The organism is Streptomyces sp. NPDC090499 (assembly GCF_044769305.1).
GTDB lineage: Bacteria > Actinomycetota > Actinomycetes > Streptomycetales > Streptomycetaceae > Streptomyces.
This window is the reverse complement of record NZ_JBIVXP010000001.1, coordinates 509921-522796: the sequence shown is the minus strand read 5'-3', so window position 1 is coordinate 522796 and position 12876 is coordinate 509921. Positions and strand designations below refer to the sequence as shown.

Here is a 12876-nt window from a genome sequence, read left to right as displayed (position 1 = left end):
GACCGGCACAGGATCAAGAAGCGCTGACGCCGCGTCATCGGCGAAGGCGCAGGCCGCTGCCCCAGCGAAGGAGATGTGCGAAGCATGACGACGATCTCGGAAAAGGTTTCGGCAAAGCCGACCCGAACGACCCGCCCGGTCTCGACACGGGTCTCCCAGTCCGTCTTCGACGGCTCCCGGCTCCGGGTCGTCCTGCTGGTGGACGTCTACGACGGCGCACAGCAGCAGTTCCTGGAGGCCTACGAGCAGCTGTGCAACCAGGTCGCCCAGGTGCCCGGCCACGTCAGCGACCAGCTCTGCCAGTCGATCGAGAACCCCTCCCAGTGGCTGATCACCAGCGAGTGGGAGAGCGCCCCGCCGTTCCTCGCCTGGGTGAACAGCGAGGAGCACGTGGAGATGGTGAAGCCGCTGCACAACTGCGTCCGCGACACCCGCTCGCTCCGCTTCCACGTGGTGCGGGAGACCGGCGGCCCTTCGGCGGACGCCGTACGCGTCCTGCAGGCCCAGCCGCGGATGGGCGACGGCGTGATCCGCCACGCGCTCACCTTCACGGTCACGCCGGGCAGTGAGGCCGAGGTCGCGAAGATCCTCGCGGACTACTCCTCGCCCGAGGCGAAGGTCGACGACTCCACCCGGCTCTGCCGCACCTCCCTGTTCATGCACGGCAACCGCGTCGTGCGGGCCATCGAGGTGCGCGGCGACCTGATGGCCGCCCTGCGCCACGTCGCCCGGCAGCCCGAGGTACGGGCCGTCGAGGAGGCCATCAACCCCTACCTGGAGCAGGAGCGCGACCTCAACGACCAGGAGTCCGCACGGGTGTTCTTCACCCGGGCCGCGCTGCCGGCCGTGCACCACGTCAGCGCCGAGGAGCTGGCCGAGGGCGAGCGGCACGCGCTGTACTACCCGGCCCGGCCGGGCTGCGGGATGCGGCTCGCGGAGCTGCTCGCGCAGCAGGACGAGGCCGCCGCCGAGGACCCGGCGAGCCCGGTGCTGCGCAGCACGGTCTTCCAGCGCGACGACGTGGTCGTCCGCCTGGTCGAGCAGCGGCCCGGCACACCCGCGGACGTCACCCCGGCCCACGCGCTGACCGCCCTGCTGGACGGCGACGCGGTGCGGATGCAGCTCATCACCGACCGCCGCTCCCCGGACGCCTGACGCCTGACCCTTCCCTGTTGCATCACCCCCACGGAGGAACGCAGACATGCAGCCCATTCCCAAGATCGTGGACCTCGGCGAGATCGAGCCCAACACCCGGCGCGGCGGCGATCTGCGCGCCATGCTCACCCCGGCCACGGTGGGTTCCACCAGCGGTTTCATGGGTGTGGCCATCGTGCAGCCGGGCGACCGCATCGCCGAGCACTACCACCCGTACTCCGAGGAGTTCGTGTACGTCGTCTGCGGCGAGATGGAGGTCGACCTGGACGGCGAACCGCACCCGCTGCGGCCCGAGCAGGGGCTGATGATCCCCATCAACATGAAGCACCGCTTCCGCAACGTCGGCAGCGTCGAGGCCCGGATCGTCTTCCACCTCGGCCCGCTGGCCCCGCGCCCGGCGCTGGGCCACGTCGACACCGAGGAGACGGAAGCCGTCGCCGTGGGGCAGGTCCGGTCGTGACCCGGCGCGTGGCGGTTACGGGCATAGGCATCGTCGCTCCGGGGGGTGTGGGCGTACCGGCGTTCTGGGATCTGCTCGCCTCGGGCCGGACCGCGACGCGCGGCATCACCTTCTTCGACCCCTCGGGCCTCAGGTCGCGGATCGCCGCCGAGTGCGACTTCGACCCGGCGGCACACGGCCTGGACGCCGGGGAGATCGAGCGGGCGGACCGGTACATACAGTTCGCCCTGGTCGCCGGCGACGAGGCGGTCCGGGACTCCGGTCTCGACCTGGGCCGGGAGGACCCCTGGCGGATCGGGGTCTCCCTGGGTACGGCCGTGGGCGGCACCACCCGTCTTGAGCACGACTACGTTCTGGTCAGCGGCGCGGGTCAGCGCTGGGACGTGGACCACCGGCAGGCGCAGCCGCAGCTGCACCGGGCGTTCTCCCCGAGCACCCTCGCCTCCGCGGTGGCGGAACGTTTCGGCGCCCAGGGTCCGGTGCAGACCGTGTCCACCGGCTGCACCTCGGGCCTGGACGCCGTCGGCTACGCCTTCCACACCGTCCAGGAGGGCCGCGCCGACATCTGCATCGCCGGTGCCTCGGACTCCCCGATCTCACCCATCACCATGGCCTGCTTCGACGCGATCAAGGCCACCTCCCCGAACAACGACGACCCCGAGCACGCCTCCCGCCCGTTCGACAACCGCCGTGACGGGTTCGTCATGGGCGAGGGCGGCGCGGTGCTCGTCCTGGAGGAGGAGGAGCACGCCAGGGCCCGCGGCGCGCACATCTACTGCCTTCTCGACGGCTACGCCACCTTCGGCAACGCCTACCACATGACCGGTCTCACCAGCGAGGGCCTGGAGATGGCCCGCGCCATCGAGACCGCCCTGGACCACGCCCGCCTCGACCCCACCGCCATCGACTACGTCAACGCGCACGGCTCCGGCACCCGGCAGAACGACCGCCACGAGACCGCCGCCGTGAAGAAGGCGCTCGGACAGCACGCGTACTCGACGCCCATGAGCTCCATCAAGTCCATGGTGGGCCACTCGCTCGGCGCGATCGGCGCCATCGAGGTCGTCGCCTGCGTGCTCGCCCTGGCCCACCAGGTCGTCCCGCCCACCGCGAACTACGAGACCCCCGACCCCGAGTGCGACCTCGACTACGTGCCGCGGGTCGCCCGCGAACGGAAGCTCGGCGGCGTCCTGTCCGTGGGCAGCGGGTTCGGCGGCTTCCAGTCCGCGGTGATCCTGACCCGGCAGAGAGGACGGACACGATGAGCGAACCGCCTGCCCGACGGGCGGCCGTCACCGGCATCGGTGTCGTCGCGCCCAACGGAACCAGCACCGAGACCTTCTGGAAGTCCGTCCAGGAGGGACGCAACGTCCTCGACAAGGTGACCCGCGACGGCTGCGAGCACCTGCCCATGAAGGTGGCCGGGGAGGTCCGCGACTTCGACCCCACGGCCGCCGTCGAGGAACGCCTCATCGTCCAGACCGACCGCTTCACGCACTTCGCGATGGCCGCGGCCGACCTGGCACTCGAAGACGCCCGGCTCGGCCGCGCCGACACCGACGGCTCGCCGTTCGACGTCGGCGTGGTCACCGCGGCCGGCTCCGGCGGCGGCGAGTTCGGCCAGCGCGAGCTCCAGCAGCTGTGGGGCAAGGGCAGCCGGTTCGTCGGCCCCTACCAGTCCATCGCCTGGTTCTACGCGGCCAGCACCGGCCAGATCTCCATCCGGCGCGGCTTCAAGGGACCCTGCTCGGTGGTCGCCGCCGACGAGGCCGGCGGCCTGGACGCCCTCGCCCACGCCGCCCGCGCGGTCCGCCGCGGCACGGACGTCATCGTGGCCGGCTCCACCGAGGCGCCGATAGCTCCGTACTCGGTGGTCTGCCAGCTCGGCTACGAGGAGCTCAGCCGGGAGACCGACCCGGCCCGCGCCTACCGGCCGTTCACCGAGCAGGCCTGCGGGTTCGTACCGGCCGAGGGCGGCGCCATGCTCGTCGTGGAGGACACCGGCTCGGCCCGCCGGCGCGGACTGCCGGTCCGGGCCACCCTCGACGGCCACGCGTCGACCTTCACCGGCGCCTCCCGCTGGGCCGAGTCCCGGGCCGGGCTCGCCCAGGCGATCCGCGGGGCGCTGGCCGAGGCCGGCTGCGCCCCCGAGGAGGTCGACGTGGTCTTCGCCGACGCCCTCGGCGTGCCGGAGGCCGACCGGGCGGAGGCGCTGGCCATCACCGACGTCCTCGGCGCGCACGGCAGGCGGGTGCCGGTCACCGCGCCCAAGACCGGGATCGGCCGGGGCTACTGCGCGGCCCCGGTCCTGGACACCGCCGCCGCGGTGCTCGCCATGGAACACGGTCTGATCCCGCCGACCCCGGGTGTCCACGACATCTGCCACGACCTCGACCTCGTGACCGGCAGCGCGCGTGCCGCGCAGCCACGCACGGCACTGGTGCTCAGCCGGGGCCTCATGGGGTCGAACTCGGCGCTCGTGCTGCGCCACGGCGCGGCCGAGTGAGTCGAACACACCAGCTGCCCAGCAGAGCAGCTAAGAAGAAGGAGTTGCTATGAGCATCACCGTGGACGAACTGTCCGAACTCATGAAGAAGGCCGCCGGCGTCACCGTCTCCCCGGCCGACCTCCAGGACCGGGCCGACAGCGGCTTCGACGTCCTCGGCGTCGACTCGCTGGGCCTGCTCGGCATCGTCGGCGAGCTGGAGAACCGGCACGGCGTGCCCATGCCGGTGGACGCCGAGCGGTGCAAGACGCCCCGCCAGTTCCTCGACCTCGTCAACAGCGCCATGCCCGCGGGAGCCTGACATGACCGGACACACCCAGAACGAGATCACCATCGCCGCGCCCGTCGACCTGGTCTGGGACATGACCAACGACGTGGCCAACTGGCCCCAGCTGTTCAGCGAGTACGCCAGCGCCGAGATCCTCGAGGAGGACGGGAAGAAGGTCACCTTCCGGCTGACCATGCACCCCGACGAGAACGGCAAGGTGTGGAGCTGGGTCTCCGAGCGCGAGGCGGACCGCCGCACCCTCCGCGTCAAGGCCCGCCGGGTCGAGACCGGCCCGTTCGCGCACATGGACATCCTCTGGCAGTACGAGGAGGTGCCCGCCGGTACCCGGATGGTGTGGACCCAGGACTTCGCGATGAAGCCGGAGGCTCCCGTCGACGACGACTGGATGACCGACAACATCAACAAGAACTCCAAGATCCAGATGGCCCTGATCCGGGACAAGATCGAGAAGGCCGCCACCGGCCGGCGTCCCGACCCGGCCCTCGCCGACTGAGCCGGCCGCCAGGAAGACAGGAACGGAGAGACACGTGCACCAGGCCCTGATCGTCGCCCGCATGGCACCGGGCTCCGCGCCCGACATCGCGAAGGTGTTCGCGGAGTCCGACCGGGGAGAGCTGCCCCACCTCGTCGGGGTGGTCCGGCGCAGCCTCTTCCAGTTCGGCGATGTGTACATGCACCTCGTCGAGTCCGAGCGCGAGCCGGGACCGGCCATCGCGAAGGTCACCTCTCACCCCGAGTTCAGGGACATCAGCGACCGTCTCACGGCGTACGTCAGCGCGTACGACCCGGAGACCTGGCGTTCCCCGAAGGACGCGATGGCCCAGCGCTTCTACCTCTGGGAGCGCGACGGCGGCGCATGACCCCGCGTGACCGCCGTACGCCAACGGTGCCGGACCCGCGCACGACGCGGGCCCGGCACCGGCGCGTTCCGGGCCGCCCGGTTCAGGCGGGCACCGTGCAGTCGAAGGCGTGCAGGTACGGGTTGACCGGCCGGATGTCGTTGACGCTCAGGCCCGCCTCCGTCAGCCGGCGCACCATGCTGTCGGTGGTGTGCTTGGCCCCGCCGACGTTCAGCAGGAGCAGCAGGTCCATCGCGGTGCTGAAGCGCATCGACGGGGTGTCGTCGACCAGGTTCTCGATGATCACCACCCGGGCCCCGGGCCCGCCCGCCGCGATCACGTTGGCGAGCAGCCGCGCGGTGGAGTCGTCGTCCCACTCCAGGATGTTCTTGATGATGTAGACGTCCGAGTCGACCGGCACGGCCTCCCGGATGTCACCGGGCACGATCCGCGCCCGGTCCGCGAGGTCGCCGCCCTCGCGCAGCCGGGGCAGGGCCTTCTCCACCACCTTGGGCAGATCCAGCAGGTAGCCCCTCATCGCCGGGTACTTGTCCAGCAGGCTGGCCACCACGTGCCCCTGCCCGCCGCCGAGGTCCGCGACCGACCGGCTGCCGGACAGGTCGAGCAGGGCGGCGACCTCGCGGGCCGACTGCTCGCTGGAGGTGGTCATCGCCCGGTTGAAGACGTCCGCGGACTCCGGGGCGTCCTCGTTCAGGTAGACGAAGAACTCCTTGCCGTAGAGGTCCTCGACGACGTTGCGGCCGGTGCGCACGGCCTCGTCGAGCTTCGGCCAGGCGTCCCAGGTCCACGGCTCGGTGCACCACATGGCGATGTAGCGCAGGCTGTGCGGGTCGTCCTCGCGCAGCAGCCGGGAGGTCTCGGTGTGGGCGAACGTCCCGTCCGGCCGCTCGGCGAAGACGCCGTAGCAGGACAGGGCGCGCAGCAGCCGGCGCAGCGGCTTCGGGTCCGTCTGCAGCGCGGAGGCCAGGGTCTCCACGGTCATGGGGGCGTCCCCGAGCGCGTCGGCGACGCGCAGCCGGGCGGCCGCGCGGACGGCGGCGGCACAGGCCGCCCCGAACACGAGCTCGCGCAGCCGCATCGACGGCGGCGGAGCGTCCTCGGCCGGCTCCCTGGCCGGCGTCGAGAGGTCGCGTGCTGGTGCGGTCATGTGCCGCCTTCCTTCCGTGTGGGGTGTCGTACGGCCGTCAGGTCAGCACAGACCCGAGGGCTTGGACTTCTTGCAGGAGTTGTCCTTGAAGGCGTTGCCGTGCTTGACGGCCTCCTGGTTGACCAGGTCGGCGGGGGAGTTGCCCGACAGCTTGTTGCGGGTGACCTGGTTCTTGTCGCTGGTGACACCCACGAAGCTCTTGAAGACCACGACACCGCCCGACAGCGGCGACTTGCCGGAGTTGCCGGTGACGGTGTTGCCGGTCACCAGGGTGTTCTCGGCGCCGGTCAGCACGATGCCGGAGCCCTGCAGGAAGGACAGCCGGGCGGTCTTCTTGCAGTACTTGTTGTTCTTCACGACCTGGTTGTCGGCGACCGTCAGGTGACCGGCCTTCGGCTTGTTCTCGTCGCCGACGACGAACACGCCCGCGCAGTTCCCGGTGACCGAGTTGTCGGAGACCGTCAGGTTGCGCAGCCGGCGGACGGTGACGCCGATCCGGTTGTTCTCCAGGAGGTTGTGCTCGACGACCGTGCCGAACGTGTCGGCGGCGCCCTTCTCCGCGGTGACCGAGTTGGCTAGGAAGATGCCCGCGTCGCCGTTGTTCCGGGCGACGTTGTTCTGGTACATGCTGTGGACCGAGCGCTCCTCGGCGAGGCCCCACTGCCCGTTCTTCACGGCGGCCACGCCGTGCACGTGCAGGTTGGCCGCGCCCACGGCCATGACGCCGGTCCGGGAGAACCCGGTCACGGTCATGTGGGCGATGGTCACGTCCTCGACCGGCTGCTTCTTGGCGCCGACCACGCAGATGCCGTTGCCCATCTCGGCGCAGGACTTCACGGCGGTCTTCTTCGTACCGGTCATGGCCTTCATGGCCTTCATGGCCTTCTTGGACTTCTTGACCGGCTCGAGCACGGTGTCCGGACCCATGCCACGCAGGGTGAGGCCGGGCGTGGTCACCTTGACGCTCTCGTGGTAGGTGCCGGCCAGCACCATGACCGTGTCACCGGGTTCGGCGGCGTCGACCGCCTTCTGGATGGACTCACCCGGGTGCACGGTCAGAACGCCGTGCGAGGAGGTCGCCGGAGCGGCACCGAGGAGGGAGCCGCACAGGGCGGCGCTGCACGCGAGGTATGCGATATGGCGTTTTGTCACATCCGGCAGGTTAGGAGCAGATGACCCGATAAACGGCTGGATGCTCCGTTCGGCGGCGTGTCACGCCGCCCGCTTCGGGCGCCCCACGGGGGCGCGGGAATTGCGCGGGAAACCACGAAGGCGCGGCGGTCGCCAACGCAACCACCGCGCCCGAGCCCGTGGGCGTGCCTGCCGGCGTCTACCGCCCGCGAGGCCCGCCCTTCGGCATCCGCATCCCCTTGGGCATCGGCCCCTTCGGCAACGGCATGTTGGACATCAGGTCCCCCATCGCCCGCAGCCGGTCGTTGGTGGTCGTCACCTGGGGCCCCGTCAGCACGCGAGGGAACTTCAGCATCGTGGTCCGCAGCTTCTTCAGCTCGACCTGGCCGTCACCCGTGCCCACGATCACGTCGTGCACCGGCACGTCGGCCACGATCCGGGCCATCTTCTTCTTCTCGGCGGCCAGCAGGGTCTTCACCCGGTTCGGGTTGCCCTCGGCGACCAGGACGATGCCGGCCTTGCCGACCGCCCGGTGCACCACGTCCTGGCTGCGGTTCATCGCCACCGCCGGTGTCGTCGTCCAGCCCCGTCCGATGTTGTCCAGGACGGCGGCCGCGGCGCCCGGCTGGCCCTCCATCTGGCCGAAGGCCGCCCGCTCGGCCCGGCGGCCGAAGACGATCGCCGTCGCGAGGAAGGCGAGCAGCAGGCCCAGGATGCCCAGATAGACCGGGTGTCCGATCAGGAAGCCGATCACGAGGAAGACGGCAAGGGTGCCGAGACCGACACCCGCAAGTACAAGACCGATCACCTTGTCGGCCTTGCGGGTCATCTTGTACGTCAGGACGATCTGCTTCAGCCGTCCCGCATTCGCAGCGTCCGCTGCGGGTTCCTTCCTCGCCATGCCCCGAAGTCTACGTGGCCCCGGGAGTGCCGACGACGGCAGTGTCCCCACAAGGGCCGCGGAAGGGCGTCAGGAGCGGCCGGCGGCCTGCTCGAGGAAGCGCTGGGCCTCGACCCGGTCCTTGGCGCGACGGCGGTCCTCCAGCACGGAGGTCCAGGCGTTCTGGCGCGCGGTGCGCTGACCGCCGCTCATGAGGATCGACTCGACGGCGCGCAGCGCGTCGGTGAAGGACGGGATCGCGGTGGCGCGAACGGGCGCGGCCTGCATGGTGGAGGTCCCCCCTCGAGGTGGGTGTACGTGCTGTGATACCAGGGTCACTGTTCGGTGTTACCAGGGCGTGACCGACCGGTCAAACGCCAATGAAACCTTGATACGCAGGCCCGGAACGCTGACGCGGCCCTGACGTACGCCCTCATCAGCGAGGACGGTCAGGACCGCGTCCATTCGGTCACTACTGGCCAGTAATAGTTTGTGCGTGAATTCACACGCTCGGCGGCGGGGCCGGTGCGGACCGCCGTCGGACCCTCCGTCAGACCGCCTGCGCGGCGACGAACGCGCCCCGCTTCTCGACGGCCATCTGGTACAGGCGGCCGGCGCGGTACGAGGACCGCACCAGCGGGCCGGACATGACACCGGAGAAGCCGATCTGCTCGGCCTCCTCCTTCAGCTCCACGAACTCCTGCGGCTTGACCCAGCGCTCCACGGGGTGGTGCCGGACGCTCGGGCGCAGGTACTGCGTGATGGTGACCAGCTCACAGCCGGCCTCGTGCAGCTGGCGCAGCGCTTCGGAGACCTCCTCGCGGGTCTCGCCCATGCCGAGGATGAGGTTGGACTTGGTGACCAGGCCGAAGTCGCGGGCCTCGGTGATGACCTTCAGCGAGCGCTCGTAGCGGAAGCCGGGGCGGATCCGCTTGAAGATCCGGGGCACCGTCTCGACGTTGTGCGCGAAGACCTCGGGGCGGGACGAGAAGACCTCGGCCAGCTGCTCGGGGACCGCGTTGAAGTCGGGGGCGAGCAGCTCGACCTTGGTGCGGCCGGCCTCGCGCTGTGCCGTCTGCGCGTGGATCTGGCGGACCGTCTCCGCGTACAGCCAGGCGCCGCCGTCCGCCAGGTCGTCGCGGGCGACGCCGGTGATGGTGGCGTAGTTCAGGTCCATGGTGACCACGGACTCGCCGACGCGGCGCGGCTCGTCGCGGTCCAGCGCCTCGGGCTTGCCGGTGTCGATCTGGCAGAAGTCGCAGCGCCGGGTGCACTGGTCGCCGCCGATGAGGAAGGTCGCCTCGCGGTCCTCCCAGCACTCGTAGATGTTCGGGCAGCCGGCTTCCTGGCAGACCGTGTGCAGGCCCTCGCTCTTCACGAGGTTCTGCATCTTCGTGTACTCGGGGCCCATTTTCGCCCGGGTCTTGATCCACTCGGGCTTGCGCTCGATGGGGGTCTCGGCGTTGCGGACCTCCAGGCGCAGCATCTTGCGTCCGTCGGGTGAGACTGCGGACACGACCGGCTCCCTAGCGATTGATTCTTCGGCGACCTTCAGGGTACGCCCGTGGATTTGTAACCCGGCGAGGGTGCTGGCCTGCCGGGGGCTGCCGCCCCCGAACCCCCCTTCGGCCTGAACGGCCTCGTCCTCAAGCGCCGGACGGGCTGTTCGTGGTGCCCTTCGTCCTCAAGTGCCGGGCGCGCCGGTTCATGCCACCGGTGTCTTCTCGATCACCCTCGGCTTCAGGTCCGCGTTCTCCAGTACGGCCGTCAGGTGCCGCTCCACCACCGGCAGCACCTCCCCGATCGTCACGTCCCTGCCGAGCTCTCCGGCGAGGGAGGCGACGCCCGCGTCGCGGATGCCGCACGGGATGATCCTGTCGAACCACTTGTTGTCCGGGTTCACGTTGAGCGCGAAGCCGTGCATGGTCACGCCCTTGGCGACGCGGATGCCGATCGCGGCGATCTTGCGGTCCTCGCGGCGCTGGCCGGCGTTGGAGGGGGCGTAGTCCGGGCCGTTGAGGCGGGGGTCGAACTCGTCGTCCGTCAGGCGCGGGTCGAAGTCCAGGGAGAGTCCTCCGAGGGCCTGCGGCCGCTGCTCGACCGGGTCGCCGAGCACCCAGACACCGCTGCGGCCCTCGACCCGGGTGGTCTCCAGGCCGAACTCGGCGCAGACGCGGATCAGGGCCTCCTCCAGGCGCCGTACGTGCGCGACCACGTCCACCGGGCGCGGGAGCTTCTGGATCGGGTAGCCCACCAGCTGGCCGGGGCCGTGCCAGGTGATCTTGCCGCCGCGGTCCACGTCGATGACCGGGGTGCCGTCGAGCGGCCGCTCGTTGTCCGCGGTGCGGCGGCCCGCCGTGTAGACCGGGGGGTGTTCGAGCAGCAGGACCGTGTCGGGCACCTCGTCGGCGAACCGCGCCGCGTGCACCCGGCGCTGCTCGTCCCAGGCTTCCTGGTACTCGACGGCGTCCGCGCCGAACCCCATGCGGACGAACCGCAACTCACTCACGGCAAGCGCCTCCCTCGGCGATAAGGCGATCAGTGCGTCAGGCGCATAACGCGCCCAAGCAACTGTACGTCCGCTCGTTACGCGTCAGCCCCGGGGCTAATTCTCACACGATCGGATGAATGAACGTCGAGATGTGCGATCGACTGCTCACTCTCCGCTACATTCGCGCCGTCCACGAGCGCCAAAAGGGCTGCTCACCGGCAATCCGGGCACAAGCGACCGAGCTGAGCCAGAAGGCAGGAGACCGCACCCCAGATGACGGACCGACCCGCGCAGCGCACCCCCAACCGCCAGCTCGCCGCGCTCATCGCAGAAGCGGGGTTCTCCAACGCGGGTCTGGCCCGGCGCGTCGACCAACTCGGACTCGAACACGGGCTGGATCTCAGATACGACAAGACGTCGGTCACCCGGTGGCTGCGCGGCCAGCAGCCCCGGGGCACCACCCCCGCCCTGATCGCCGAGGTCTTCACCAGGCGACTCGGCCGCCGGCTCACCGCGCAGGACCTGGGCCTCGACGCCTGTGCCCCGGTCTATGCCGGGCTGGAGTTCGCGGCCACCCCCGAAGAGGCCGTCGACATCGTCAGCGGGCTGTGGCGCAAGGACTCCGGCAGCCATGCCGAACTCCGCAAGATCGCCTTCACCCCGGCCGGGCTGGTCGTCCCCAGCCGGGACTGGCTGATCGGCCGCGCCGACGACAAGGTGGCCCGCGGCGAGCCGGCGGCACCGGCGGCCGCGGCCCGGGTGCCGGCGCAGACCCGGCCCGCCGTGCCCAGGCCGGTGCCGCTCGCACCGGTGCGCCCGAGGGGGCAGGCCGAGCGCGGGCCCGGCCAGAAGGTGACCGGCGGCGACATCGCCGCGCTCCGCTCGGTCGGCGAGCTCTTCCGCTCCCTCGACGACCAGTACGGCGGCGGCCACGCCCGGCAGGCCCTCGTCCGGTACCTGGAGCACGAGTGCGAGCCGATGCTGCGCGGCACGTACGGCGAGCAGACCGGCCGCAGGCTGTTCGGCGCGGCGGCCGACCTGACCCGGCTCGCCGGCTGGACGTCGTACGACATCGCCGCGCACGGCCTCGCCCAGCGCTACTTCGTCCAGTCGCTGCGGCTCGCCCAGGCGGCGGGGGACCGGTCCTACGGCTCCTACGTCCTCGTCACGATGAGCCGCCAGGCGGTCTACCTGGGCCACGGCCGGGAGGCGGTGCAGCTCGCGCGCGTCGCCCAGCAGGGGGTGGGCACGAGCGCCCCACCGGTCGTCCAGGCGCTGCTGCACGCGGCCGAGGCGCGCGCCCACGGGGTGCTCGGCGAGGTGCGCGCCTGCACGGGTGCGCTCGTCCGCGCCGAACGCGCCCTGGAGACGGCCCGGCCCGGCGACGAAGTCCCCTACTGGGCCCGCTTCTTCGACGAGGCGCAGCTGGCCGACGAGTTCGGCCACTGCCACCGCGACCTCCAGCAGTTCCGCGCGTCCGCGCAGCACGCCGAGCGCTCCCTGCAACTCCGTGCGCCCTCCTACGCGCGCAGCCGCCTCTTCTGCCGCGTCGTCCTCGCCACGGCCCGCCTCGGCCTCGGCGAACTCGACCAGGCGTGCGCGCTGGGCGTGGAGGCGGCGGGCGCGGCGGCGGAGATGCGCTCGGTCCGTGCCATCGAGTACGTCAAGGACTTCGAACGCCGCCTTGAGCCGTACAAGGACGCGGCACCGGTGAAGGGGTACCGCGAGAAGGTCGCCGCACTGAACTGACGGCCCGCTGCACCAGTCCTTTCCGCCGTGGTGCCGATCAGCCACGACGGTGTTGTCCGGCGGTGCCGGGCCGGTCGTCGCCGGTTCCTGCCGTCCACCGGGTGCCGCGCCGTGGTGGCTGGTCGCGCAGTTCCCCGCGCCAGTGAGGGGGCGCGCTGTGCGTGCCCCCTGTTTTTGCGTCGCGGTGGTGCCGTGCCGGCTGTTGCCG

Annotated in this window: 14 protein-coding genes; 8 read left to right on the top strand and 6 right to left on the bottom strand. The window is 71.0% G+C overall.

Features of this window, described 5'->3' with window-relative positions:
- Nucleotides 1-84: 84 nt before the first annotated feature.
- The 7 genes from ACIQVL_RS02385 to ACIQVL_RS02355 are packed head-to-tail and all read left to right on the top strand — an operon-like array spanning nt 85 to nt 5270.
- Nucleotides 85-1155, top strand: coding sequence for a SchA/CurD-like domain-containing protein (locus ACIQVL_RS02385; protein ID WP_403474047.1), 1071 nt, complete (start codon nt 85-87; stop codon nt 1153-1155).
- Nucleotides 1156-1201: 46 nt separating this feature from the next.
- Nucleotides 1202-1615, top strand: a complete 414-nt coding sequence (locus ACIQVL_RS02380; RefSeq protein WP_403431112.1) for a cupin domain-containing protein — start codon at nt 1202-1204, stop codon at nt 1613-1615.
- Nucleotides 1612-2880, top strand: a complete 1269-nt coding sequence (locus ACIQVL_RS02375) for a beta-ketoacyl-[acyl-carrier-protein] synthase family protein (RefSeq protein ID WP_403474046.1) — start codon at nt 1612-1614, stop codon at nt 2878-2880. Before ACIQVL_RS02380 ends, ACIQVL_RS02375 begins: the two co-directional genes overlap by 4 nt.
- Complete coding sequence (locus ACIQVL_RS02370; RefSeq protein ID WP_403431117.1) at nt 2877-4121, top strand: ketosynthase chain-length factor; 1245 nt, start codon at nt 2877-2879, stop codon at nt 4119-4121. The genes ACIQVL_RS02375 and ACIQVL_RS02370 overlap by 4 nt, the downstream gene beginning before the upstream one ends.
- Before the next feature lie 49 nt (nt 4122-4170).
- The gene (locus tag ACIQVL_RS02365) at nt 4171-4422 is read left to right on the top strand and encodes an acyl carrier protein (RefSeq protein ID WP_089101200.1); all 252 of its coding nucleotides are present in this window, start codon (nt 4171-4173) and stop codon (nt 4420-4422) included.
- Between the two features lies 1 nt (nt 4423).
- Entirely contained in the window at nt 4424-4903 is a 480-nt protein-coding gene (locus tag ACIQVL_RS02360; protein WP_403431120.1) for an SRPBCC family protein, read from the top strand.
- Between the two features lie 34 nt (nt 4904-4937).
- Entirely contained in the window at nt 4938-5270 is a 333-nt protein-coding gene (locus ACIQVL_RS02355; RefSeq protein WP_351715784.1) for a TcmI family type II polyketide cyclase, read from the top strand.
- An 82-nt stretch (nt 5271-5352) separates the two neighbouring features.
- Here the strand turns inward: ACIQVL_RS02355 and ACIQVL_RS02350 are convergent, their stop codons facing one another.
- From ACIQVL_RS02350 to lipB, 6 genes are all read right to left on the bottom strand, one after another.
- The gene (locus ACIQVL_RS02350) at nt 5353-6417 is read right to left on the bottom strand and encodes a methyltransferase (protein WP_403431122.1); all 1065 of its coding nucleotides are present in this window, start codon (nt 6415-6417) and stop codon (nt 5353-5355) included.
- Between the two features lie 42 nt (nt 6418-6459).
- Entirely contained in the window at nt 6460-7569 is a 1110-nt protein-coding gene (locus tag ACIQVL_RS02345; protein WP_403474045.1) for a nitrous oxide reductase family maturation protein NosD, read from the bottom strand.
- 178 nt (nt 7570-7747) lie between these two features.
- Complete coding sequence (locus ACIQVL_RS02340; RefSeq protein WP_362581844.1) at nt 7748-8449, bottom strand: DUF4191 domain-containing protein; 702 nt, start codon at nt 8447-8449, stop codon at nt 7748-7750.
- Between the two features lie 69 nt (nt 8450-8518).
- The gene (locus ACIQVL_RS02335) at nt 8519-8716 is read right to left on the bottom strand and encodes a hypothetical protein (RefSeq protein WP_123977777.1); all 198 of its coding nucleotides are present in this window, start codon (nt 8714-8716) and stop codon (nt 8519-8521) included.
- Nucleotides 8717-8978: 262 nt separating this feature from the next.
- A complete protein-coding gene (gene lipA, locus ACIQVL_RS02330) occupies nt 8979-9944 on the bottom strand; it encodes a lipoyl synthase (protein ID WP_393807981.1) in 966 nt (321 codons plus the stop codon).
- A gap of 189 nt (nt 9945-10133) precedes the next feature.
- Nucleotides 10134-10937 carry a lipoyl(octanoyl) transferase LipB gene (gene lipB, locus ACIQVL_RS02325; protein WP_403431132.1) on the bottom strand — a complete coding sequence of 268 codons (804 nt, stop codon included), beginning with the start codon at nt 10935-10937 and terminating at the stop codon, nt 10134-10136.
- Between the two features lie 255 nt (nt 10938-11192).
- Here lipB and ACIQVL_RS02320 point away from each other — a divergent pair, with 255 nt between their 5' ends.
- Nucleotides 11193-12668, top strand: a complete 1476-nt coding sequence (locus tag ACIQVL_RS02320; protein ID WP_403431135.1) for a regulator — start codon at nt 11193-11195, stop codon at nt 12666-12668.
- Nucleotides 12669-12876 lie beyond the last annotated feature (208 nt).